This is a genomic window from Bacillus mycoides (genome assembly GCF_018742245.1).
GTDB classification, from domain to species: Bacteria; Bacillota; Bacilli; order Bacillales; family Bacillaceae_G; genus Bacillus_A; species Bacillus_A cereus_U.
Map to the genome: position 1 here is coordinate 30,373 of NZ_CP036134.1, position 21,846 is coordinate 52,218.

Here is a 21,846-nt window from a genome sequence, read left to right on the forward strand (position 1 = left end):
CATGAGAAAACCAAGTGGCGAATTACACATAGTAGATTATAAAACACAGCAAATTATTGCGTCATTGAAGCCTAGTGAATACGTAGAGGACATACGCCATTGGGAGTTACAAAACAACGTTGATACTTTAGATGTAACTATTCTGGAAACGTCAAAGTTTGCACCTTATATGCAGCAGCAAAACTTAATCCTAAAAGAAACACGCCCAGGCGTAATTATCCCTTATGTGATTACCGAGACAGATAAAGACTCAACAGATAAAACTCTAAAGGTATTCGCTTCTGGTGAGTGGATTCTAATGGATGCAGATGACTTTATCAAACCTCAAAAGTTTGAATCTAGGACTCCTGAGCAATATATTGACTTTGCTACTAAGAACACTGATTGGGAGCGAGGCATTGTAGAGGTAACTGGTAAACGTACAATGACAGCTAAAGAGTTTGTTTCTCCTCTTGGTTTAATTTCACAACTACCTGGACTATTTGAGAAGAAGGGTGAGTTACGCTACAGAGTGGAAATCAGAGGCGCTAATACTATTAAGCGTAAAGTGGACTTCATTGAGCGTAGAGGCAGAGATAATGGCAAAGAGGTCACTGTAGGTAAAGACCTTAACCGTATCCGCCGTACAGAAAACTCTGAAGCTATTATCACTGCATTGATTCCCTACGTTATGGGAGAAAATGAGGATGGCTCTGAGAAGATTATTACTATTGAGTCCGTCAACAATGGAGTACCTTATATTGTAGATGAAGACGCGTATCAACGTTGGAACCGTAACGGGAAGCATCGTTTTGGATTCTACACTCCAGAGACTGACAACAAGGATATGACTCCTGCACGACTGTTACAGCTTGGTAAGACAGAAATCAAAAAGCGTATTGATACCATAGTTAGTTATGAAGTGGACGCTGTTGATATCTCACGTATCCCGGGATTTGAGCATGAAGCAGTAAATGAAGGTGATACTATCCGTATTAAAGATATCACTTTAACGCCTCCATTATACTTAGAAGCTCGTGTAATCGCAGGAGATGAGTCTTTCAAGGATAACAGAGCTACTAAGTATAAATTCGGTAACTATAGAGAGATTGTAGATCCTAATGCAGAGCTACGTCGTCTATATCAACGTATTCTATCTAGCTTAGGGGATAAGGTCCCAAAAGAGCTATTCGATGAGCTTGCTAACCGTGTAGGTAATACGGAGTTAACTTCTGAGGAAGCTAAGAAAGCAGCAGAGAAAGCAGAGAAAGAAAGTCAAACAGCTAAGGACTTAGCGGAAGCTACAGCTGATTATGTAGAACAAAATACAGCAAATGTTATTGAACAACCAACAGCACCTACAGAGGGATTGAAAGACGGTAAAACTATTTGGGTGGACAATTCGGACCCGAACAATAGAGTTATGAAACTGTGGAAAGATGGGAATTGGGTAAGAATTACTCCTGATACGAAACCTCTTGAAGAAGCAGCTCGTGATTTACAAGATGCTGTATCAAAAGCAGAGCAAGACATTAACAAATTAAAACAAGAGGTTATAGAAATACCTGATGTTGTCTTTAAAGATGGACGTTTCACAGATATGAAATTGACTGTAGAGCAAACAGAGGAAGCTTTAACTCAAAAAGCTGAGAAAACAGAAATAAATCAATTAAGCGATGGCTTAACAGAGGTTAAACAAACGGTGAACACTGTAAAGCAAACTTCCGAGGAAAACACAGCTACAATTACAAAAATAGAGGGTTCTATCAATAATGAGAACCACCTATATGATTCTTCTGCTGACCATGTGCTCCCTAAGTTTATCATCGGTAATGATCCAGTATCTAGCCACTTCCACCAAGCTACTCACACATTTGAAAATGACTATACAACAATGGTATGTACAAACAACCAAGATTCCTTTTTCCAAATTGGTGACTACTTACAAAATGACCTGAGAGGCTTTGATGTACTGAAAGATATTACTATTTCAGCAGACTTATCAGCAGAGACTTCTACAGTAGAGATAGTTGTATTTCAATATGTGAGCGGTCAATGGACAGCGCCCACACGTAAGTTTGTAGAGACAGTTTACGACTGGAGAAGATTGTCATATACATTCCAGTTAGATGTAAAATGCAAAGCCTGGATGTTTCGCATCAGATTCCCACAAGGAGCAGAGTCAGACGGAAAGAAAATATGGTTTAGAAACTTAAAAGTAGAAAAAGGCTCATTTGCTACTCCTTGGAGCAATATCCAAATATCTCAACAAGAAATAACTAAGAAAACGAATGAGATTAAGCAAACAGTAGATGAGAATACTCAGAAGATTACTAGTGTTGAGACTAAAGTTAGCAACATCAATGACAACGTAACAAACTTAATGATTCAATCAGGGACATTTGAGGGTGCATTAACTAGACCCGATAGGACTAATCGTTGGTGGTTAAAGAATGATACAGCAGTACGAATTGCAGAAGATACTTTCATGAGTAACCGTGTAGCAGAAACTCAGAGCGCGTGGCAAGGCATCGCCTATAACTTCGCAGATTTAGTGCGACGTAAAGTAGTTAAAACAGGAGATATTCTTAACTATTCAATTTACACTCGTATTAAGGGATTGCCTAGCGGCGAGAAGCGCCATAGTTTCTACTTCACTGGGAGTAAGACCGGTACAGAAATGGTTCCTGTAACTTCCGAGTGGAGTCGATCAAGTGTATCATTTGAGGTAACAGCTAATATGATGAACATTGAAGGGTGGAACACTGAAGACTGGCTACGTGTCGAGATATGGGAAGGCTTAGCAGGTGACCAATGGTATCAACAAGCATCTCCACAGATTACCGTTGGGGATAAAGTCTACACTTGGAGGGCTGCTCCTGAAGATACAAACCACGCTATTCAGAAGACTAACGAGATTAAACAAACGGTAGATGAGAATATTGCTACAATCTCAAAAGTACAAAAAGACCAAGGAACAATGCAAACAACGCTGAACGAAGTTAAGCAGACTACAGATTCAAATTCTCAAACCATCACAACGCTAACGCAAACACAAGGTCAGCATGGGGACATTATTCAACAAAACACAAGCGCTATCACACAGCTAAACAATCAGATTAGCTTGAAAGTATCTGAGAAGCAGATGGAAGACTATGTAGGGACCATAGGAGAGCCAAACCTTATATTAAATGCTCCCTTTAGGTGGAAAGAGATAAATCAATACGGTGACCCTATTCAAGACTTGCCTTCTATTGATAAGTGGGGAACATATACGGTTGACACTTCTAAAGGAAAATTCGAGCCAGTTGTACAACCTCAATACGGTGGAGAAAACTCAATCAATATCTATTGCGCTGACTTCCATGAGGATAAATCTTGGACAGGTATCAACCAAGTTATAGGCGATGTAGATATCAATAGTGACTACACATATAGGGCTATGGTTTACACTACAAATAAAAACTCCATAGATGACGGTCTCTATGCAGAGATTAAAGCTTTTAACGGTAACAAGCTAGTAGGGGCTGTAGGTTCTAACATTAATGAGGTAATCGAAAACGGCGTATGGAAAGAGTTTGTTGTTACTCTTCCTGCTATGAAAATAGCGGTAACTCACCTACAGATAACTTGTGGTGTAAGGCGTAATGGATCTATATACATGAGTAACCCTATGTTCCAAAAAGGGACAACTAAGAGCGTATTTATCCCTAACACTAAGGATATGGGAGACTATAACGCAATGGTCCGCGAGATAGGGAAGAAAGTTGCTACTTCTGAGTTCAACCAAAAAGTAACTACGATGCAGACGGCTATCGAACAAAACACGCAAGCTATTAATCTTAGAGCTGTGAAAGAGGAAGTATATACAAAGCAAGAAGCTAACGGTACTTTTGGTGATAAAGCAATGGTTGAGCGCCATGAGTCACAAATTAATTTAAACTCCGAGCAGATCGACTTACGAGTTAAATCGGGGGATATTGCTTCAACGATTAACCAAACAGCTCAAGCTGTATTGATTCAAGCGGAAAAGATAAACCTTAGAGGGGCTGTCACGGCTGACTCTATTAAGTCAGGACGTCTCGACGGAGTAGTTATCACTACAGCAGACTTAGCGAACTCCCCTTATTGGATGAAACTTGAGAAGCAGAATCTATCCCTTATTGAAACTAAATCAGGGGCGGATCTCGTGAGAGGCTACTTAGGATTTGTCCCTCTAGATAATAGCGTTGTAAGGACTGCTCTGGTGTTAGGGAATAACTATAATGGCACGAATCAGGTTGACATTGCAGGGACTCTCTTTGTAGAGCAAAGGACTCCAAAGTTTGGAGATAATTCTCTAATGGATGTCCGCATAGGTATGGCCGATTCTCGTAACGGTAATGACATCAACTACAAGTCGCTCATCAAAATGGGATACATGGGAGATATAAGGATTGATTCTGGACGAGATGTATCATTCTTTACTAAAGGACACTTTAAAGTAGATACAACTCAAGCCCCTAATTCATTACAGGATATAAATATGAGGACTCTTAGCTCAATGAAGTTTGAAGCTTATAGTGGTGTGTATGGCTTCCATAGTCGTCCTAGTAAGGGTGCTGATGATTATAGAACTCGTACTGTAGAAATTCACGATAGAAGGGCTCGTATGAATGAGGAATGGGAATCCGTAGATATCAAGATTGCTGATAGAGTCATATTACGTGTTCCAAATCATGACCAATATACTAAGTATGGAGTCGAGTTTAATAATGGGTCTGGTAGTGCCTTGCAGAATATCCGTGTAGATAAAGTATATCTAACTCAAAACATGTGGGAATCAACTAAGCAAGTAAAAACAGCTATTAAGGACATTCAAGTAGATGCTCTTGAGACTCTTATGGAGCTGAAGCCTAAGCAGTATCACCGTAAGAATGAAATGGCTAAGCTTTATGCTAAACGTTCTGCTATCGTTGAAGGTGGCTACAAAGAGCCAATGCCAACTATCAAGGACGTCCCCATGGAGTATGGATTTATTGCTGAGGATATGCCTGATTGCTTAGCTACTGATGATAGAAAAGCTGTATCGGCTTACCCTCTAGTGACTATGAGCATCGCTTCACAACAAAAAATCCGTATTGAGCAACTTGCAGATAGAGAGCGCATTGAAACTCTTGAGGAAACTGTCAAGGCGCAAGCTACTCAGTTAGCAACGCAAGAAAACAGAATCGCAAAATTAGAAGAATTACTACTACGACAATTAATAAATAAGAAACCGGAGCAGCAATAAGCTGGTCTTTTTTTATTGCCAAAAAGGAGATGGAAATATGGATCGTATTGATGTATTAATGAAAACATTTGTAGCTGCATTTGGTGCCTTCTGCGGGTACTTTTTAGGAGGGTGGGATACGACGTTGAAAGTTTTAGTAATCATGGCAGCGATCGACTATATAACAGGAGTGTTCGCAGCAGGATATAACGGAGAATTGAAAAGTAAAGTAGGATTCAAAGGCATCGCCAAAAAGGTGGTGCTTTTTCTTTTGGTTGGAGTGGCAGCACAGCTAGACTCAGCGTTTGGTAGCAATAGTGCTATTCGTGAAGCGACAATCTTTTTCTTTATCGGAAACGAATTGCTTTCCCTTTTAGAAAATGCTGGTCGTATGGGAATTCCGCTACCTTCAGCATTAACAAATGCAGTTGAAATCTTAGGTGGTAAACAAAAACAAGAAGAGAAAAAAGGAGATGTTCAATAATGGGTAAATTTGCTGGTTCAGGTGGTCATAACAAAATTGTACCAGGTGCAAATAGTGAATATGGAATTGAACATGTGGAGGATAGAAAGTTCCTTGATGCAGTTGCTAAATATGTACAAGCAGCTGGATGGAAGTATGTGAACTGTTCAGATGAAGTGGGAACAACAAAAACCGCAGTTTGGAGCAATGCAGCTAATAACCATTTACGTGTGAAAGATAGCGATGTAGATTTACAGTTTCATTTAAACGCTTCTCCAGGTGGTACAGGTTGTGAAGTTTGGTTACATCCTTCATATGGTAATAGAGAACTAGCAGCAAAGATTTCAAAAGCAATGGCTGATGCTTTTGGATTAAGAAATCGGGGAATTCAATTCTCTACTGAATTAGGTTGGATCAATAAAACGAAAACTGGCCTACTTCCGGAAATCTGTTTTATCGATAATGAAATGGACATGCAGAAATACCGCGCTAACTTCGATAAGGCCGCTAAAGCTGTAGCTGAAGTTATTGTTGGTAAAACAATTCAATCAAGTACAAATAATAGAGAGGTGGAAATTACAGTGAATAAATTTAGTAAAGTTGTTACTTATGAGTTTGGTACAGCGTTAGTGCCAGAAATGTTAGGAATGATGGATGCCCTCGGTTATGAATCCCGTATCATCTCTTATGGAGATAAACAAGGGTTGGTTAGATTTGAAACAGCATATCGTCAAGGGAATGAACTAGATCGAGCAACAGCATGGTTAGATGCTAAAGGACTTAAATACTTCTATACAAAAGAATAGTTTGATTGACAATAATAAAAGCCGTCCTGTTGGGCGGCTTTTATTATTTACATCCAAAAATCATCGTAATGGACATCTTTATTCGTTAACTTTTTCAACGCTTTAATAATCTTTTGTGCATTCTTCATAGTCGGTGAGAATTTATCCCCTTGGCATACACGACTAACTGTAGATTTACTGACACCGCTTCTTTCCGCTAATTCTTGTTGAGTAATTTTGTTTTTCTCCAGAAAATTGGAGAGTTTTGATTTTCTCCCTTTACCAGAAATAAGCCATCCCATTTTAATCACTCCTGTTTTTAATTCTTAGTACAAGAGTGGTCAAAGATTTCATTTTTTAAACATCCCGAAAATAGGAATTCTAAACATCATGAAAATCTACGTTTCAATAAGGAGAGCTTCTTTCCTGGTTCTTCAGCATAATACTTCATGTAGTCACACATTAGGATATTAATCAATTTATCAGCTGTATATCCATGTAGTGGGAATGAATGAGCCATATCGGAAAAGAATACTTCAATCCGCCTTAATGTTCTTCTATCAATCTTTACAGTTATCATTCCGTATCGTTCATCATTTTCATTGAATTCTAATTCGTAATCTGTATAGTGCTTCTTACTTTCTAGAATCTGATATAACTGTTCCATGCTATTCTTAGACCTTATATGTTCGAGAAAGTCCTCAACGAGTATTTCAGCTAAATCACTTGCGTTACATTCGTATTCCTCTTCTTCCATATCTTCAATTATGATATTCATTCTGAACAAATAAATCTTTAGCATTTTAACTTCAAATCGATACTTCTCTTTTAAGGTCCATTCAATCTTAGTTCGTTCCCACCAGTTATTGGCACTCATTAACTGTATTTCCTTTGTCATCACATCGTATTTACTATACATGCTGTCACCTCTCACATTGTGCGTAATGCAAAGCATAAGATTCGTGTTGCAGCTGCTCTTTGTGAAACTCCCCATTCGATTGCTAATTGGACAAGATTAGAATGCGTTTCCTGCTCCAATTTCGCATGAATGTACTTTTTAGTGTCTCTATATTCGTATGCATGTATTTCGCTGATATAATCGATTCTGAGATGTTCTGTGATTAATTTGGACATATATTGTGTAGTGGTTATTCCTTCTTGGAATGCTGAGGTTCTTATTAGTTGTCTTTGTATTTCATTTACGGGGATTTTTACGTCTTTCTTTTTATCAGAACGAGTTTTTCGAGGTTGCGGGTTTGTTATTGTAGTAGATTTTTTAGGAGTCTCGAACATAGGGTTAACATTGCTCATGATGCTCTCCCCTTTCAATTTTAACCTCCTCCCCCTCTGTATTCTCAGGGCCATAATTCCAACATGCTATCGTTCCTGCTGTTTTTTGAGAAAAGGGAGGGAGGGGTTATATTTTTGTTAAATAATCATTTAGTAACCGAAATTACCATCTTTAGGTAGCGTCGGTCTTTTCTTTTTAGGTGCTTCTTGTTGGACTTGTGGTTCCACTGTCACGATAGGTGCTCCACTTGTATTAGGCATATGGATGCCACTACTACCACCATTACAAGCGATATAATAACGTATCACATGACGTAACGTTTCAGCCTTACGACTTCTTGGAATCTTTTTTAAAAAATCTTCAATATCCTTATCTAACACATCATCATAAGGGAGTTGATAAATTTTACTCGCCATCTTCTTCACTCACTTTAAACATTCCGTATTTGAAAAATCCTTCTGCATTCGCTTGTTGCGGCTTTTCTGCTACCTTCACACCACCAACTAAATCTTCAATAGCACTTGCAAATAGTTCTGCTCCACCGCCAGTAATAATGATTTCATCGAAACGGTCAAACGTTTTCCATGCGTTTTTAATACCTTGTTTAATCTTTTCAGATACTTGGAATACAGCTTTTGGTTTAATTTCTTCGAAATCAATAATGTGACGCTCTGAAAGTTTATATTGTCCTGATTCAAAGAAAGGCTCAACATGGTAGTATTCCACTTTTGCATTAGAGTTTTGAGAATTGATATAATCCGCGATTTCTTGATAAACATCCTTCATTCCAGCTTCAACTGACTTGAACTCATTTTCGCGACGTAGTCCAGTGATTGAGTCTAAATCTGTTGTTCCTGTTCCGATATCAATCACTCCTACATGGATATCTTCATAACGTTCGTCTGCTACGAACCCATCCGTATCTAAGTATTGGCCCATTACTGTTCCAATTGGTTGAGGTAGAATGATAACTTCTTCTACATTAACTTTTACTGTTTTACCATCAACTTTTACTGTATGTAGTCCTTCAAACACCGCTTTTAAATCATTAGCAGCTTCTGTACCAATTTCATTACTCGGTACTCCTGTGATTACAATTACTTCATCAGTTGGTTGCACTTTACTTTTAAGAGCAAGATCAGCAAGAGCGATACTTGTTAACACTTTGTATAAAGGCTCTTTATATCTATTTTGGAATCCGTAAGTTGCAAAGACATCTTTTACTTTTGTAATGTCTTTCCCCCAAACATATTCGATACCTTCAATTTCATAAGTCTTTAATTTCGTCTTTTTACCTGTGATTGATTCCCCTACATCTTTTTTAAAAGCCACTAATGAAGGTAATACTCCTGCTGCAACTTCACTTCTACCTTTAATATTTCCATTACCATGGTCAATTACTAATACTTTTTTCACAAAATACACAACCTTTCTCGAATAATTGTATAAAACTTTATTATTTATAAATTAATTATACAGAAGACTGACTGTGTTTCAATAAAAATATTAAAACTCTACACAATCATACTATTAAACTCCAGTTATTTTTATTCCTGATAACTTAGCGATTCCATTTTCTTTGCAACGGCTTCGCAATATCGATAAAAATGCATGTTGCGAGGTAGGGAAGACATAGGCTTGTCCTCCCTAAGATTCGTTGAAATCCCCTAAAAACTTATTAACCATAAAAAAAGAAGACAAGCTTCACGCTTATCTTCCTTCTCCTTGTAACTCTATGTAACTTGTATTACAATTGTTGTAGAAAATAATCGAATAAATGAGAAAGAGCCTTAATCCTAATGTTTTGGTCGACGGAAGGATTAAGACTCTCTGTTAAGTTGCACAAGGTGTATACCCTGTTGTTAATTAATTTATGTCTCTATGATATCAAATTTAATCAATAAGGTAAATACTTTTATATCCTTGTGTGGCTTCCTTTTATTCTCTAAGGAGGTCTATTTGTGTTAGCTATACGGCAATCACAGGAATCATTTATTGATGAGTGGCATGAATGCTATCTATCAGAGTACAAAAAAAGTGGATATATAGCCGTTTTAGATTTAAGCGGTAGCGAGAAGAAACAATTATGGATAGGCACGAATGACGTTAAAACTCTTTCAAATATGTCTAATCCTTCAAATAAGGACTTTTATCTGTCTCTGAATAGTTTCACATTCGGAAGTAGGAAAGCGACGGATTTAAAGCAAATACGAAATATTGGCGTGGATTTAGATTTTTACAAGTTGGATATTTCAAAAGAATACGTGATTCGGAATTTACAAGATTGTATTGCTGAAGGATTGTTACCATGTCCAAACCTTGTAATGTACGGAAGAGGAATGCAATTGATTTACACTGTACAAGGTGGAGCAGCGCCGCAAATGGCGTTTTTATCTCAATACATAACGAATCATTTCATAAAGATGTTAATGCCATTAGGGGCCGACGGATCATGCAGTGACCTTTCAAGGGTTTTACGTATGCCTTACACGACTCATAGTAAAACGGGAAAGCAAATAGGTCTTGAAATTTGGACAAGACGTGAGCACGATTTACAAGAATTATATGATTACGTTCCACCTTTAGAGAAGAAGAGGCAACCAAAACGCACCGCGACACGTAGAAAAGGGTCAATTTCAACTCTTCCGAGTCAAAAAGGCGTGATGAACCTTTATAGTTTGAATACAAAAAGGAAATCCGATTTAGAGAAGATTGTAACGCTCAGAAACGGCGAAATTGAGCACAGACACGACATGACATACATTTATGCCTTTACCACTGCTTTAATCGTTAAAAACCAAACAGCAACGTTAGAAATGACGTTTCAATTAAACAATAAGTTCAAAGAACCACAGAAACGAAAAGAAATAGAACGGACAGCGAAAGATGCATACAAAGATGCAATTGCGTTTTTTGATGCGTTTTCGGCTAACAACTTCAGTAAACAAGGATTACCCTACGGTTTAATAAAGCCAATGAAAACAGAAACGATTTTTAATAAGTTAGATATTAAACTGACAGAAGAAGAGCTTGAAATTATGGATACATTAATTGACGACAAAGAAAAGTATAAACGTAAAGTTAGTAAGCGAAGAGAAAACGGTATAGTCGAGAGAGAATCTTATTTAGCAAACGAAAAACAAAAGAAAGATGAAAAATTAGAAAAAGTTAGAAGTGTTTTAGATAACGATCCAGATTTATCAAGTAGAAAAATCGCTGAAATAACTGGTTTTTCTAAGTCTGTAGTAGCTAGATTAATAAAACTAATATAAGTGTCCCAGGGTCTGTCCTTTAAAGCATAGTTATATGGGCCCTTGTAGTATTGCGTACTAGTGTGTCTCTTAAAGCTAGTTATTCTATGAACCTCCTATTTAGGGGGTTTTTATTATGGTGGGGGATTGTTAGACTATGTCCTATTTCTGAAATTGGTTTTATCATTCAGATATAGTACGTGAAATTTCATAGTGTACATAAAGAAAAAGCACTCTTTTGAGTGCCTTCAACTATTCTACTTTTAACTTAATCTCTTTACCCATCATACCGCCGCGAGCTTTTAAAACTAAGCCTTGTGCATCAGCAGGAACATCAAAGATAACTTTGCCTGTTTGGGATAAACCAGGATTAAGTTGTTTTAAGAAGAAATCAGAACTGCCACCATTTCCAACATCAAAAGCCATTTGAGCTTGTGTAGAATATTTAAATTCACGATCTTGGTTATCAACTAATTTAAAGCTGTTAGCGTCAATAGTGATAGCGTCTTTTTGATTGTTTGTAATAGTAATTTCAACTACTTTAAATACGCCTTGCGCTTTCTCTTTTAAATATTCTCCGCCTACAGAATCGATTGATTCAACAGATCCTACAGCGATTTTAACTTTAGAAGACTCACCTTCTTTAGAAAGTTCCTTTTTAGGCTCTTCTTTTTTAGGTTCTTCCTTCTTAGGTTCATCTTTCTTCGTTTCTTGTTTAGCCTCTTGTTTTGGTTCAGTAGAAGTTGTTTTAGCTTCTTCTTTATCTTCACTACTATTACCACCCGCAGCAGCAGCAACGATAATTACAACGATAACCCAGAACCACCATTTTTTATAGAACGGTTTCTTCATTTTTGTTTCCTCCAGTTATGTAATATGTAAGATTCTCGAAATATCATAACAGAAATAGATACACCTATTTGTCGTATTTTGTCGAAGGGAATAAAAAAAGAGAGCATTTTGCTCCCTTACCACAATTGGTCAAATTATGTAAAATTTTACCTCTAGATATTGGAAATGTTTTCTTTTATGATGGAAGCAACAGAAGAACAACATTCCACTTTTAATCACAGTATTTCATCATTCTCACCCAAGAACCTCACATAATAGTCAAGTTGTTTGCAGAAGTTTTCTCTTTGGCTTTCAGATAACGCTCCATACGTTTTTTGAACACCATTGAGAGTATTATGTAGCATTTCATCATTCGTAGCGTCAGTACGTCCAGTAAGCACGTCTAACGTTACGTTAAAATAGGAGGCGAGATGAAACATTGTCGTAAGATCAGGCTCAGAAAAACCATTTTCGTAGTTATTAATTTGACTCCGACTAAGGTTTAGATCATGAGCTAAATCCGCTTGTCTTAACGAACGACTTTTTCTAAGTTTTTTTAAAGTTTCACCTAAAGTTTTCATACTATCAGTATAGTTATATGAATATCGATATACTATAAATGATAGATTTATTGTCAAATGTAGTATAATGATAAATTATTAGTCATCCTCTAAATAAAAATAGAACAAAAGTTCGATTGTATGGTAATATATGTACATGAGCTTTTAATACGTCATTGTATATTTTATTCCGTAAAACATGAGAAACGTTGATATACAGCGTTTCTCTAACTTTCTCAAGATTTATCTGATAACTCCATGACTGAATCTTGGCAAATTTATGTTATTATGAAAGTAACTAAAAAAACGGACGTAAAAAAGACCCGCGGTGTAAGTAGTGTTGACGCACTCTTACACTGCCCCCTAACCACCTAGGGAACATTGTCGCAGATCTTGTACATACCTATTATAACACAACTTAGATTGAAAGTGGCGCGTTTTCCTTTATATGTAATAAAACGGGGTTTACGTGTCTTTTGTCCACAAGGAGGACAAGCACTGTGCAAGAAGTATTAAATAAGATTTCAAATAAAATCAGTTTTCACAGAATGAGCACTCGTAAAATAGGAAAACAGATCAATACAACGCATGTTACCATTTCGAATTTTCTTAATGGGAAGTCTCAAATGAGGTCTAATACTTATGGTGAATTATTAAAAGAAGTTTTCCCTGACGATGTAAATACAAGAAGAACATGTTGTGAAAGATATTTTTCCAAAACAGATAAGCCCATTAATAAAAGAATAGCAATGGATTTTCTTGCCGTACATGGAGAGCTAGAGTTATTAAAACGATTGATTGACGACGAAAAAACATCTCATGATAAAGATAATCGTGAATGGGCTTATGTTTATGAACTAATTTACTTACGTAATAAGGGCGAGTTGTCAGGGAGGAAATTGCAAAAACGACTACATCAGGCAAAGAAGGAAATAAAGTTATCTACAACCGAAATGCAAATTTTATTTGAAATCTTATCGTTATTTGCAACAGCTGATAGAAGGAATTTCAAATTGCTGAATGACACTGCCGCTATCTTATTGGAAGAGGTTGATTCAATTTCAGATCCTTATTTAAAGCTCTCTTTTGAATACAAAATTAAAGAATGTATGATTCAAGGACTGTTAATGTCAGGTGAAGTAGAAAAAGCAAGAACTACATGTCATGAAATTATAAATAGAGAAGAGTTACGACGACGGTTTCCAATGATTGTAGCTACTGCATATGGAACCTTAGGAGAATCGTACACTTTTGAAAGTTTTGAAACAGCAACACATTACATTAACCAAGCAATTGAAATGTTAGAGAAGAAACTTAATGCTCGTATGAGTTTACGTAACGATATGATGGTAAACACGATTGAATTTTTAAAAATAATGTGGAAAGTTGGATTAAATAATGTTCATCCGATCCATATAGCTGAGAAAGCTTATTTAGAAATTCAATTAGGGGATAATGAAAAAGCTATCCGGATGTTAGAACGTCTCAAAGAGGAAAATGGAGAACTATCTGCATTTCAGTTATATTATCTAGCTTTAGCCAAAAATGATAAAAAATTATTCGCAGAGTCCTTAAATAAGTTCGAGCAATTAGGTAATATTTTTTACTCCCAATTACCGAAGAAAAACCTAGGGATAATATAGTAAATATGGTATAATATACTTAGAAAATTAAGGAGGTATTTTATGCGTAAAATCCTTAGAGTAGTACCAGCTTTACTATTAGTTGGAGCAGTTTTACTGAATCCACCAGTAAAGGAAGCTCCTAAACAAGAAGCTTCAACAGCTCCAGTACTATATAAGATGGTTGATCCTGGAACTGGTTCCGGTTGATATAAAACAAATTTGATGAATAAATAATTAAATATAATATATATGAATGACATCGTCAAAATGGCGATGTCATTCGCTGTTTCTAGGGATTGGTAAGTGTTTTTCATTTTCAGCAAACACTTACCAATTGTGAAAAAATCACAAACTACTATGAAGATATTGAGGGATGTTGGGGATGACAAAAGAGCAATTAGTAAGAATGGCGGCTAAATTAGGATTGAAACAGGGTAATCCAAAGGCAGAGGATATTTTAAAAATCGTTTTAGACGAATCATATAAAGAGAAACCTAATACATAAAAAAGAAGACTGCCGCGTGAGGTAGTCTTCTTTGATTAGTCATTCTTTTTACTTTGCATATAAGTCACATACATTTCTAATTGTTCCAAAGCTCTCTTTCGCTCATTCTCAGGAAGACTCTCTATTATTGCCAACATGTTCTTTCCTTCTTCAGAAACAATTTTATCTTCTTCTTCATTTAACTCGGGGTCTTCCGATCTCCCTAATAAATAATCAGTTGTTACATTTAACACTTCTGCAATTTTAGTAGTTACTTCTCTTGAAGGTTGCTTCTTTCCAGATTCAACTTTAGAAACAAACGATTCACTAACTTCTACTTTTTCCCCTAATTCTTTTTGAGACCACTTTCTCTCTTTCCTAAGTTCTTTTATCCTAATGGATAGTATAGGTAACATAATTAAATTCCCCTTTGAAATCTTTTTTTATATTTATTTTAATGCTTTTGTTTTATTATCTATAGTTTATATTCTACATAAAACTTGACCCACAGTCCATTTCTTGTTTAATAAAAAATATATTTTAAATAAATACTTGACCTAGGGTCATGTTAGTTATACAATGAAAATGTAATCGAGAGGTGAAGCTGATGAAAATAAAAGGGAGTTACATAAGAGAACTTCGTAAAAGAAATAACCTTACACAAAAGCAACTCGGAATACTCTCTGATATCAGTGAGAGTATGGTTTGCAAGATTGAATCAGGTGAAAAATCAACAAGTATAGAAAACCTAAAAAAGATAGCAAATTCACTATCAACAACAATGGATGACTTAGTAGGATAAGGTCATTTTTTAAAGGATATAAACTTGACCTAGGGTCATGTTAAAAAATTAAGACTTGACCTTAAATGCAAAAGGAGGAAAGAAAATGAATCAATTGCAAGTTGTACAGCATCCAGTTAGTCATTTGGTGTTTATGGAAGGGAATGAAATTGTAACTGACAGTTTAACAGTTTCTGAGGTGTTTGGAAAAGAACACGCAAAAGTTATTCGTTCTATAGAAGAACTGCAGTGCAGCAAAGAATTTACTGAAGCCAATTTTGGCGCAAGTGAATATAAGGATCGTAGCGGAAAGCGAAATAAGAAATATCTTCTTAAGCGTGACGGACTCATGTTCCTGGTAATGGGATATACGGGGGAAAAAGCAGCGCAGATGAAAGAGTCATACATAAACGAGTTTAACCGAATGGAACAACACATTAAACAACAAATGCATCCGCTACAAATGATTAACATCATGACAACGGAAATGATGAATCACGGTGATCGCTTAGGGAAGTTGGAACATACAGTACAAGAACGAATGACAGTGGATTACAGCCAACAACTTTCTATTAAAAATTCAGTCGCACGCAGAGTGTACAAGCTTTGGGAAGATGGAACGGTCAACCAAGCAGTACATAATAACAAAAAGAAATTGTTCTCAGCGATTTGGAAAGACGTAAAAGCAGCATTCGCTGTAAACAGTTATTGCAACATCCGCCAAAAAGACTTTGATGAAGCTTTATCTTACATAAATGCATGGCGACCAAGATTAGTTTAAAGGAGGAAATAAAGAAATGGAACAATCTAAAATCAAAACTAAAAAATATAACATTGTAACGCCTAAAGAAATTGAAGAACTGTACGGACAAGAAGCAATCGAATTCATGGAGAGGGCATACGGTGAAAAAATGACAATTAATTCGCCGTTAGCATATATGACTTTTATTAAAATCTTCTCGTATTGTAAATTCCAAGAATTCGGCAGAGGAAGATACGCAGAAATAATCGAGATTTATAACAATAGCGTTATAGAAAAATTTGGAGAAGAAATTGAAGAAAGTAACAACTCAATGAGAATGGCCGCTAGTTGGTCTAATGATTTGCCTTCCTTAATTGGAATGAAAACAATTAATGACTACCTAATTAAAAACCAATATAACAAAGCTCTTGAAAAGGTTAATTCGACATACCGATTTAGCAAAGAAATTTATCTAGAAGACGTTATTTATGCGGAAATAGAGAACTGGGACGAAAATTACAAAGTTGAGAGACAAGTAAAAGTTGCAGGTGGTCGTATTGATCTACTTATAGAAGGTGTAAACAACCTAATGATAATTGAACTGAAAAAGGACAAGGTGAAAGGTAGAGATTTATATCAAGTATTTGATTACATGCTTAGTTATCCAGACGACTATCCGAAAAATATTGAAATGGTCGTTATGGGATATGACTTTACAGAACATGCTTTAAGGGTTGCAAAACGACTAGGTATAACTTGCGTTAAATATGATGTGTGTCAGTGTATTGATAGCCCTTTTATCTTTCTCGAGTTTCAATACAAAGTCAAACTTGATGCAGAGTCTAAAATTGAAAAGTTTATAACTGATTGTTGTGATGGTGATACAGGAATGTTACTAGAACATCCGCTTTTCAAGGAACAAACTTCCCAATACGTACTGGGGGTTATTAAAGAACAGGATAACCATATGAAACAAGAAAAAAGCAGGTTAGATGGCATAATTCAAAATTTGCAGATGTATATCGATAAAAACATAAAGGACAAGCCTACATCATAGACCGACTGAAGAAAGAAAATGAACAGAAGGCGGTGTAAACAATGGAAGAAAGCACATTCTCACATTTAATGATATTGGTGGCAGTTATCGGACTTGCAGGATTCATCTACCTGATGGATCGGATAGACAAACGGATTATGAAGGATGAAAAGTGATGGATAAACAGCAGCGAGATGAATACGAACAAAAGAAACTCTTATGGATCATAAAGGATTTAAGAGCTAGAGGGGTAGATAACAGTGCAGATAAGGTTGAGAAAATGCATAAGGAGTTTATAACTCTAGCTAAATAGAAAAAGAGCCTTGAGTGTGAAGCTCAAGACTCATTGTATAAGGGTATAAGGTCGAGTCACCAACCTTATAATCTGATGATACCACAAATTTACAAATATAGACTATGATTTCTTGTCGGAATGGTGAACTAAATAACTGATAAAGGGGAATTGGAAAATGGGATTAAGACAAGCGTATGAAATGGTAATTCGTCATCAATTGGAATTATTAGTCGATGAAAAAGGATGGGAGATTTCAGAAGGTCGATTTGATGAAATAGCTGAAGCGATGGCAAACGACCCTCAATTCACAGATCAGTTACTTGATTTCACTGACGAGCATTTAGAAACATTTGGCGACAACTACTAGTAAACAAATAGGACAAGCCAAGCCTTTGCTTGTCGAAATGTCCAGGAACTACATAAAACCTAAAGTGCTTGGTGCCCCCACCAATACAACTGTTCCTGGATATTTCGATGCGTAAAGCATCAAGAAAGGGGAATGAAAATGAGTAACTTTTATAGCCCAAAACCAAAAGAGCAAGGTTATTTCTATCATGTTGAGATACAAGAGCAGGTACAACTTACGTATGAACAATATTTAACGCAAGAAAATCGCGGGAAAGAAGTTTGTACTAGCGATCCAGATGATGATACGGATTATCAAAAAATCAATTGGTATAACGACATAAAAACATCGTTCGCTAACAAAGAGTGGGACGAATTAGTGAAAGAAATCCGAAACACATTCAAACGGTATGGAAATGTCATGTTACAGCAAAAAGAGAACGGAACCCATTATGTCTACTATTTCGGTAGAACGCTTTGGCTAAAAGAAAAAGTATTGAAGAGAGCGAGTATACACATTACGCATGAAGCGGTTATCGAAATGAATCAAGAAAAGTTTATGAATGATTTAACTCGGATCGGTAGATGGGAAAAGAATTAAGGAGGGATTGATATGACACCTTGTTTCGAACCAACATATTGCAATGATTTAGAAGGAAACAAGTACTTATGCAGATTTGAACATTATGAAGTGGATAGTCGTTTTGAAGGTGAACCGCCTGAATGGAAGGCTGACATTGTCGAGTTTATGCCAATCATCCCTATCTATAAATGCTGGGGAAAAGGAATCAAGACAAAATAAAAAACCACACTACGCCTAATGTGGTTTGGAGAAAAGAAATGTAAAACTTTCTACTTACATTATACCAAATCTTTTCTCCTAAAAACAAGGAGGAATAATAAATGTTAGAAAACGGAATGTTGATTGGTAATACTCACGATTCATCAGCAAGAGACTTTATGGATTACTGCACTGGCTGCGGTGGAGAAATCTACTATGGCGAAGGATATCTTGATTGTAATGGAGATCCAATACATGCAGAGGCTGATTGTATTAAACAATTCGTAAAAGATCGTTCGATAGCGAAAGTGGCAGGTGAATGATATGGGATTACAAAACAAAATTGAAGCTGAAATTCAAATTCTTATGAGTTTGGTTGAACGATATAAGCAAAGTAAAGAACCTGGTGCCTCATCAATGGTTGTGGCTTATGAATGCGGATTACAAGCGCTTATGGAAGTTTACGAGGTTAGTCAACAAGAAGAGGTGATTCCGTTTTGAAACGAGCGATAAAGGAATTGCAAAAGTCACTTGGGGTCGAGAAACGGAAGTTAAGTGATTATGAGTATAAGTTAAAGAATTTGAAAGAACACGAGATTTCACTTCGCGAGGGCATTGCAGATGTAAAACTAACGATTGTAGATATAGAAGAAACTCTTTCGACACTAGAGATTATGACAGAAGGGGCTGAACAGAGTGAATAAAAGCGAAACGATTACTGAATTAGCTAAAGCGTTAGTGAAATTCAATTCAGAGGTTAACAAAATTGCTAAGGATGCAGACAATCCTTTCTTCAAAAACAATTACGCAACGCTAGACACAATTATAGACGAAATTAGACCAATCCTTTCTAAACACGGATTAAGCATCATGCAAATACCAAGCGGTGACGGTCAAAATGTAACGTTAAAAACACTTCTCTTGCACGAGAGTGGCGAATGGCTTGAGTCAGACGAACTAACAATGAAGCCAGTGAAGAACGATCCACAAGCAGTGGGAAGTTGCATTACTTACGCAAGAAGGTATTCATTAGCAGCATTCCTTAGCTTGAATACTGGTGAAGATGATGACGGAAACGGTGCTACTTACGGAAAAGGTAACAAACCTAATCAAAAGAGTAATAGTGGACAAGCTCCAAATAACCAAAAGAAAGAAGATTTGCCTTTACCAACCAATGCTACAGAAGGCGCAGAGATAGTTCTTACATTTGGTAAACATGAAGGGAAAACATTAAGAACAATATTTAAAGAGAATAAAGGCTACCTTGAATGGCTAGTAAAAAACGATAAGGCAGATGATCGGATAAAAACAGCTATAAATATGATGTTCCAAGCGAATCAACAATCAGCTTAATAAGGAGATGAAACCATGTTAGATAAAACAGAATCTAAAGTCGTCCTTCCGGCGTGGGTATGGAAGGGCGCACGAAATGAGAAAGAAGCAAAAGCTAAGGCGATTGAGTACATCACTCCTGATCGCTATCCAGGTTACAAAGTATCTAGTGTTAAAGATGGTATAGCGATATGCGAAAGGGAGAATGCGTGATGTTCCAAGTGCCAGTAAGACGTGGATCAATGAAAGAAATGTTAAAAGCAGTTCGTGATTTAGAAGCTAGAGGTTATGACTATATAACTCCTATCAAAAAGGTGTATAGAGCAGAAAAGACATTTTATAACGACGGAAAGTTTAAAGGAAAGGACAAAATTCGATTCACAGGCATGGAAGATCGTGCGAGCTATGAATGTTGGATGAAGAAGGTGAACTAAGTGAGTTATAAATACGAAAGCAATATACACTACTTTAATGTTTGTATGAAATTTCTAAAGAAAAACGGTATTGGATTAGATTCGCAAGAGCGAGCAGAATTGAAAATGATGACAGATAAAGTATTCCGATTTAATGAAGATTACACTGATGTAATTTACAGATTAGAACTTCGCGAACCAACTAGAATTTTAACTTACTTGCTTAATTCATCTACAACGGGAGAAGAGTTTGAAGAGAATATCGATTACTACAAATTCGTACACAATCTATATTTAGAAGCTGTTACAACAGACGAATTAAACGATGAAGCTAAAGATTATCTATATGCCAACTATTACAAGGGAATCACACCTCAAAAACGCGTGTATTTACCTAAAGATAAAGGGTTTAGAGAATATACGGACGCGTTCATTAAATTACAAAAAGACTTAGCGAAACGAGCTGGCATTTACTTCTTATACGATGAAAATCGTGAATTGATATATATCGGAAAAAGCACATCTAATTTAGGAGAAAGAATACCAAGTTCGATAAAAGAAAGACAAGCTAGCTGCTTTTCTTACACACTAACCGAAACAGTAAGTGATGCTCATATTTACGAGATGTACTATATCACTACTTTAAAACCGAAGTTGAACACTGATGGACAGACAAACGACTTACCAACTGTTAAACTTCCAGACCTAGAATTCACAGGTATACAAAAAGCTTTCAAAGATGGCGTTATGGAGGTTTCGTTAAATGGCTAAATACAGACACGTACAGACTTCATTCTGGTCAGATGCAAGAGTTTCAGAAGAGATGACACCAGAGGATAAATACTTTTACCTCTATCTAATGACAAACGAACATACAAACCAAATTGGGGTTTATCAGATAACTAGAAAACAAATGGCTTTTGAATTAGGTTACTCAATCGAAAGTGCAAAAGCCTTATTAGATCGCTTTATGAATCATCATGAATTGGTGGTTTATAACGAGGAAACAAGAGAAATTTGCATACTAAATTGGGGTAAATACAACCTTAACAAAGGTGGCAAGCCAATTGAGGATTGTATCAAAAAAGAACTTAAAAGCATTAAAGATTTATCGTTAGTACGAATGGTGCTAGAACGAACGGAAAACACGTCATTAGTACAAAAAGTCAGTGTTTATGCGGGTCTTGACGATACGTGCCACGATACGTCCACGATACGGGGACAAAAAGAAAAAGAAAAAGAAAAAGAAAAAGAAAAAAATACTATGTCTTCTTCTGACGAAGACGACAAGGAATCGCTAATACCTTATGAGGATATTGTTTCTTATCTAAATGAAAAAGCTAGTAAATCCTTTAAACATAAAACAGCCAAAACAAGAACCTTAATCAACGCTAGGTTTAAGGACGGCTTTACTATAGAAGATTTTAAACAAGTTATTGATATCAAAACAGTACAATGGCTTACTGATTCGAATATGAACCAGTACTTACGACCAGAAACGTTATTCGGAACTAAATTTGAAGGTTATCTAAATGAAAAAGGAGCGAAAAACAATGTCGGTAACAGCAATGCAAAGGGTAGCCAAATCCCTGGATTTAAAG

29 protein-coding genes and 1 pseudogene are annotated in these 21,846 nt (G+C 36.3%); 22 read left to right on the forward strand and 8 right to left on the reverse strand.

What is annotated here, in order from left to right:
- Position 1 precedes the first annotated feature (1 nt).
- Genes EXW56_RS26575 through EXW56_RS26585 form a run of 3 tightly spaced genes read left to right on the forward strand, consistent with a single transcriptional unit; the run spans position 2 to position 6,499 of the window.
- The gene (locus tag EXW56_RS26575; RefSeq protein ID WP_215597650.1) at positions 2 to 5,251 is read left to right on the forward strand and encodes a phage tail spike protein; all 5,250 of its coding nucleotides are present in this window, start codon (positions 2 to 4) and stop codon (positions 5,249 to 5,251) included.
- Positions 5,252 to 5,288: 37 nt separating this feature from the next.
- Positions 5,289 to 5,714, forward strand: a complete 426-nt coding sequence (locus EXW56_RS26580) for a phage holin family protein (protein ID WP_215597651.1) — start codon at positions 5,289 to 5,291, stop codon at positions 5,712 to 5,714.
- Positions 5,714 to 6,499 carry an N-acetylmuramoyl-L-alanine amidase gene (locus tag EXW56_RS26585; RefSeq protein ID WP_215597652.1) on the forward strand — a complete coding sequence of 262 codons (786 nt, stop codon included), beginning with the start codon at positions 5,714 to 5,716 and terminating at the stop codon, positions 6,497 to 6,499. The genes EXW56_RS26580 and EXW56_RS26585 overlap by 1 nt, the downstream gene beginning before the upstream one ends.
- Before the next feature lie 47 nt (positions 6,500 to 6,546).
- On the opposite strand, the gene EXW56_RS26590 is transcribed toward EXW56_RS26585, so the two are convergent.
- From EXW56_RS26590 to EXW56_RS26610, 5 genes are all read right to left on the reverse strand, one after another.
- Positions 6,547 to 6,780: a helix-turn-helix transcriptional regulator gene (locus EXW56_RS26590; RefSeq protein ID WP_215597653.1), complete on the reverse strand. Its 234-nt coding sequence runs from the start codon at positions 6,778 to 6,780 to the stop codon at positions 6,547 to 6,549.
- 86 nt (positions 6,781 to 6,866) lie between these two features.
- The gene (locus tag EXW56_RS26595; RefSeq protein WP_215597654.1) at positions 6,867 to 7,397 is read right to left on the reverse strand and encodes a hypothetical protein; all 531 of its coding nucleotides are present in this window, start codon (positions 7,395 to 7,397) and stop codon (positions 6,867 to 6,869) included.
- 11 nt (positions 7,398 to 7,408) lie between these two features.
- On the reverse strand, positions 7,409 to 7,789 hold the full coding sequence (locus EXW56_RS26600; RefSeq protein WP_215597655.1) for a hypothetical protein: 381 nt from the start codon (positions 7,787 to 7,789) through the stop codon (positions 7,409 to 7,411).
- Between the two features lie 129 nt (positions 7,790 to 7,918).
- A complete protein-coding gene (locus EXW56_RS26605) occupies positions 7,919 to 8,185 on the reverse strand; it encodes a hypothetical protein (RefSeq protein WP_215597656.1) in 267 nt (88 codons plus the stop codon).
- A complete protein-coding gene (locus EXW56_RS26610; protein WP_215597657.1) occupies positions 8,175 to 9,185 on the reverse strand; it encodes a ParM/StbA family protein in 1,011 nt (336 codons plus the stop codon). Before EXW56_RS26610 ends, EXW56_RS26605 begins: the two co-directional genes overlap by 11 nt.
- Before the next feature lie 545 nt (positions 9,186 to 9,730).
- Here EXW56_RS26610 and EXW56_RS26615 point away from each other — a divergent pair.
- The gene (locus EXW56_RS26615) at positions 9,731 to 11,041 is read left to right on the forward strand and encodes an AsnC family protein (protein ID WP_215597658.1); all 1,311 of its coding nucleotides are present in this window, start codon (positions 9,731 to 9,733) and stop codon (positions 11,039 to 11,041) included.
- A 231-nt stretch (positions 11,042 to 11,272) separates the two neighbouring features.
- On the opposite strand, the gene EXW56_RS26620 is transcribed toward EXW56_RS26615, so the two are convergent.
- Positions 11,273 to 11,872, reverse strand: a complete 600-nt coding sequence (locus EXW56_RS26620; RefSeq protein ID WP_215597659.1) for a DUF4352 domain-containing protein — start codon at positions 11,870 to 11,872, stop codon at positions 11,273 to 11,275.
- Positions 11,873 to 12,087: 215 nt separating this feature from the next.
- Positions 12,088 to 12,432, reverse strand: coding sequence for a helix-turn-helix domain-containing protein (locus EXW56_RS26625; protein WP_215597660.1), 345 nt, complete (start codon positions 12,430 to 12,432; stop codon positions 12,088 to 12,090).
- Between the two features lie 479 nt (positions 12,433 to 12,911).
- On the opposite strand from EXW56_RS26625, the gene EXW56_RS26630 reads away from it, so the two are divergent.
- The 3 genes from EXW56_RS26630 (at position 12,912) to EXW56_RS27890 (ending at position 14,541) form a co-directional block, all read left to right on the forward strand.
- The gene (locus EXW56_RS26630) at positions 12,912 to 14,054 is read left to right on the forward strand and encodes an AimR family lysis-lysogeny pheromone receptor (protein WP_252197301.1); all 1,143 of its coding nucleotides are present in this window, start codon (positions 12,912 to 12,914) and stop codon (positions 14,052 to 14,054) included.
- Positions 14,055 to 14,096: 42 nt separating this feature from the next.
- Positions 14,097 to 14,243 (forward strand): hypothetical protein, encoded by a 147-nt coding sequence (locus EXW56_RS26635; RefSeq protein WP_180228647.1) that lies wholly within the window; start codon positions 14,097 to 14,099, stop codon positions 14,241 to 14,243.
- A 175-nt stretch (positions 14,244 to 14,418) separates the two neighbouring features.
- Positions 14,419 to 14,541, forward strand: a complete 123-nt coding sequence (locus tag EXW56_RS27890; RefSeq protein ID WP_002170420.1) for a hypothetical protein — start codon at positions 14,419 to 14,421, stop codon at positions 14,539 to 14,541.
- 35 nt (positions 14,542 to 14,576) lie between these two features.
- Here the strand turns inward: EXW56_RS27890 and EXW56_RS26640 are convergent, their stop codons facing one another.
- The gene (locus EXW56_RS26640) at positions 14,577 to 14,936 is read right to left on the reverse strand and encodes a helix-turn-helix domain-containing protein (protein WP_215597661.1); all 360 of its coding nucleotides are present in this window, start codon (positions 14,934 to 14,936) and stop codon (positions 14,577 to 14,579) included.
- A gap of 191 nt (positions 14,937 to 15,127) precedes the next feature.
- Between EXW56_RS26640 and EXW56_RS26645 the strand changes: the two genes are divergently transcribed.
- The 15 genes and pseudogenes from EXW56_RS26645 to EXW56_RS26720 form a co-directional block, all read left to right on the forward strand.
- Complete coding sequence (locus EXW56_RS26645; RefSeq protein ID WP_215597662.1) at positions 15,128 to 15,322, forward strand: helix-turn-helix domain-containing protein; 195 nt, start codon at positions 15,128 to 15,130, stop codon at positions 15,320 to 15,322.
- An 85-nt stretch (positions 15,323 to 15,407) separates the two neighbouring features.
- The gene (locus EXW56_RS26650; RefSeq protein ID WP_215597663.1) at positions 15,408 to 16,082 is read left to right on the forward strand and encodes a Rha family transcriptional regulator; all 675 of its coding nucleotides are present in this window, start codon (positions 15,408 to 15,410) and stop codon (positions 16,080 to 16,082) included.
- Between the two features lie 16 nt (positions 16,083 to 16,098).
- The gene (locus tag EXW56_RS26655) at positions 16,099 to 17,100 is read left to right on the forward strand and encodes a PDDEXK family nuclease (RefSeq protein ID WP_215597664.1); all 1,002 of its coding nucleotides are present in this window, start codon (positions 16,099 to 16,101) and stop codon (positions 17,098 to 17,100) included.
- 154 nt (positions 17,101 to 17,254) lie between these two features.
- Complete coding sequence (locus EXW56_RS26660) at positions 17,255 to 17,392, forward strand: hypothetical protein (protein WP_215597665.1); 138 nt, start codon at positions 17,255 to 17,257, stop codon at positions 17,390 to 17,392.
- Positions 17,393 to 17,549: 157 nt separating this feature from the next.
- Positions 17,550 to 17,741 (forward strand): hypothetical protein, encoded by a 192-nt coding sequence (locus EXW56_RS26665; RefSeq protein WP_215597666.1) that lies wholly within the window; start codon positions 17,550 to 17,552, stop codon positions 17,739 to 17,741.
- Positions 17,742 to 17,936: 195 nt separating this feature from the next.
- Positions 17,937 to 18,116, forward strand: a pseudogene (locus EXW56_RS28020) (hypothetical protein); the annotation flags it as partial.
- Between the two features lie 216 nt (positions 18,117 to 18,332).
- Positions 18,333 to 18,521, forward strand: a complete 189-nt coding sequence (locus EXW56_RS26680) for a hypothetical protein (protein WP_215597667.1) — start codon at positions 18,333 to 18,335, stop codon at positions 18,519 to 18,521.
- A gap of 101 nt (positions 18,522 to 18,622) precedes the next feature.
- Positions 18,623 to 18,823 carry a hypothetical protein gene (locus EXW56_RS26685; protein ID WP_215597668.1) on the forward strand — a complete coding sequence of 67 codons (201 nt, stop codon included), beginning with the start codon at positions 18,623 to 18,625 and terminating at the stop codon, positions 18,821 to 18,823.
- Between the two features lies 1 nt (position 18,824).
- Positions 18,825 to 19,001: a hypothetical protein gene (locus EXW56_RS26690; RefSeq protein WP_215597669.1), complete on the forward strand. Its 177-nt coding sequence runs from the start codon at positions 18,825 to 18,827 to the stop codon at positions 18,999 to 19,001.
- Positions 18,998 to 19,204, forward strand: coding sequence for a hypothetical protein (locus EXW56_RS26695; RefSeq protein WP_252197303.1), 207 nt, complete (start codon positions 18,998 to 19,000; stop codon positions 19,202 to 19,204). The genes EXW56_RS26690 and EXW56_RS26695 overlap by 4 nt, the downstream gene beginning before the upstream one ends.
- Positions 19,197 to 19,853: an ERF family protein gene (locus tag EXW56_RS26700; RefSeq protein ID WP_252197304.1), complete on the forward strand. Its 657-nt coding sequence runs from the start codon at positions 19,197 to 19,199 to the stop codon at positions 19,851 to 19,853. Before EXW56_RS26695 ends, EXW56_RS26700 begins: the two co-directional genes overlap by 8 nt.
- Before the next feature lie 15 nt (positions 19,854 to 19,868).
- On the forward strand, positions 19,869 to 20,045 hold the full coding sequence (locus EXW56_RS26705) for a hypothetical protein (protein ID WP_215597670.1): 177 nt from the start codon (positions 19,869 to 19,871) through the stop codon (positions 20,043 to 20,045).
- Entirely contained in the window at positions 20,045 to 20,266 is a 222-nt protein-coding gene (locus EXW56_RS26710) for a hypothetical protein (RefSeq protein WP_098756700.1), read from the forward strand. Before EXW56_RS26705 ends, EXW56_RS26710 begins: the two co-directional genes overlap by 1 nt.
- A complete protein-coding gene (locus EXW56_RS26715) occupies positions 20,267 to 21,016 on the forward strand; it encodes a GIY-YIG nuclease family protein (RefSeq protein ID WP_215597671.1) in 750 nt (249 codons plus the stop codon).
- The coding region (locus EXW56_RS26720; RefSeq protein WP_215597672.1) for a conserved phage C-terminal domain-containing protein at positions 21,009 to 21,846 on the forward strand (838 nt) is incomplete at its 3' end. The genes EXW56_RS26715 and EXW56_RS26720, both read left to right, overlap by 8 nt.

Bases quoted from the DNA above. Each gene is read 5' to 3' on its own strand.
- EXW56_RS26575 (WP_215597650.1), top strand. From the start codon at position 2: ATGAGAAAACCAAGTGGCGAATTACACATAGTAGATTATAAAACACAG.
- EXW56_RS26580 (WP_215597651.1), top strand. From the start codon at position 5,289: ATGGATCGTATTGATGTATTAATGAAAACATTTGTAGCTGCATTTGGT.
- EXW56_RS26585 (WP_215597652.1), top strand. From the start codon at position 5,714: ATGGGTAAATTTGCTGGTTCAGGTGGTCATAACAAAATTGTACCAGGT.
- EXW56_RS26590 (WP_215597653.1), bottom strand. From the start codon at position 6,780: ATGGGATGGCTTATTTCTGGTAAAGGGAGAAAATCAAAACTCTCCAAT.
- EXW56_RS26595 (WP_215597654.1), bottom strand. From the start codon at position 7,397: ATGTATAGTAAATACGATGTGATGACAAAGGAAATACAGTTAATGAGT.
- EXW56_RS26600 (WP_215597655.1), bottom strand. From the start codon at position 7,789: ATGAGCAATGTTAACCCTATGTTCGAGACTCCTAAAAAATCTACTACA.
- EXW56_RS26605 (WP_215597656.1), bottom strand. From the start codon at position 8,185: ATGGCGAGTAAAATTTATCAACTCCCTTATGATGATGTGTTAGATAAG.
- EXW56_RS26620 (WP_215597659.1), bottom strand. From the start codon at position 11,872: ATGAAGAAACCGTTCTATAAAAAATGGTGGTTCTGGGTTATCGTTGTA.
- EXW56_RS26625 (WP_215597660.1), bottom strand. From the start codon at position 12,432: ATGAAAACTTTAGGTGAAACTTTAAAAAAACTTAGAAAAAGTCGTTCG.
- EXW56_RS26635 (WP_180228647.1), top strand. From the start codon at position 14,097: ATGCGTAAAATCCTTAGAGTAGTACCAGCTTTACTATTAGTTGGAGCA.
- EXW56_RS27890 (WP_002170420.1), top strand. From the start codon at position 14,419: ATGACAAAAGAGCAATTAGTAAGAATGGCGGCTAAATTAGGATTGAAA.
- EXW56_RS26640 (WP_215597661.1), bottom strand. From the start codon at position 14,936: ATGTTACCTATACTATCCATTAGGATAAAAGAACTTAGGAAAGAGAGA.
- EXW56_RS26645 (WP_215597662.1), top strand. From the start codon at position 15,128: ATGAAAATAAAAGGGAGTTACATAAGAGAACTTCGTAAAAGAAATAAC.
- EXW56_RS26650 (WP_215597663.1), top strand. From the start codon at position 15,408: ATGAATCAATTGCAAGTTGTACAGCATCCAGTTAGTCATTTGGTGTTT.
- EXW56_RS26655 (WP_215597664.1), top strand. From the start codon at position 16,099: ATGGAACAATCTAAAATCAAAACTAAAAAATATAACATTGTAACGCCT.
- EXW56_RS26660 (WP_215597665.1), top strand. From the start codon at position 17,255: ATGGATAAACAGCAGCGAGATGAATACGAACAAAAGAAACTCTTATGG.
- EXW56_RS26665 (WP_215597666.1), top strand. From the start codon at position 17,550: ATGGGATTAAGACAAGCGTATGAAATGGTAATTCGTCATCAATTGGAA.
- EXW56_RS26680 (WP_215597667.1), top strand. From the start codon at position 18,333: ATGACACCTTGTTTCGAACCAACATATTGCAATGATTTAGAAGGAAAC.
- EXW56_RS26685 (WP_215597668.1), top strand. From the start codon at position 18,623: ATGTTAGAAAACGGAATGTTGATTGGTAATACTCACGATTCATCAGCA.
- EXW56_RS26690 (WP_215597669.1), top strand. From the start codon at position 18,825: ATGGGATTACAAAACAAAATTGAAGCTGAAATTCAAATTCTTATGAGT.
- EXW56_RS26705 (WP_215597670.1), top strand. From the start codon at position 19,869: ATGTTAGATAAAACAGAATCTAAAGTCGTCCTTCCGGCGTGGGTATGG.
- EXW56_RS26710 (WP_098756700.1), top strand. From the start codon at position 20,045: ATGTTCCAAGTGCCAGTAAGACGTGGATCAATGAAAGAAATGTTAAAA.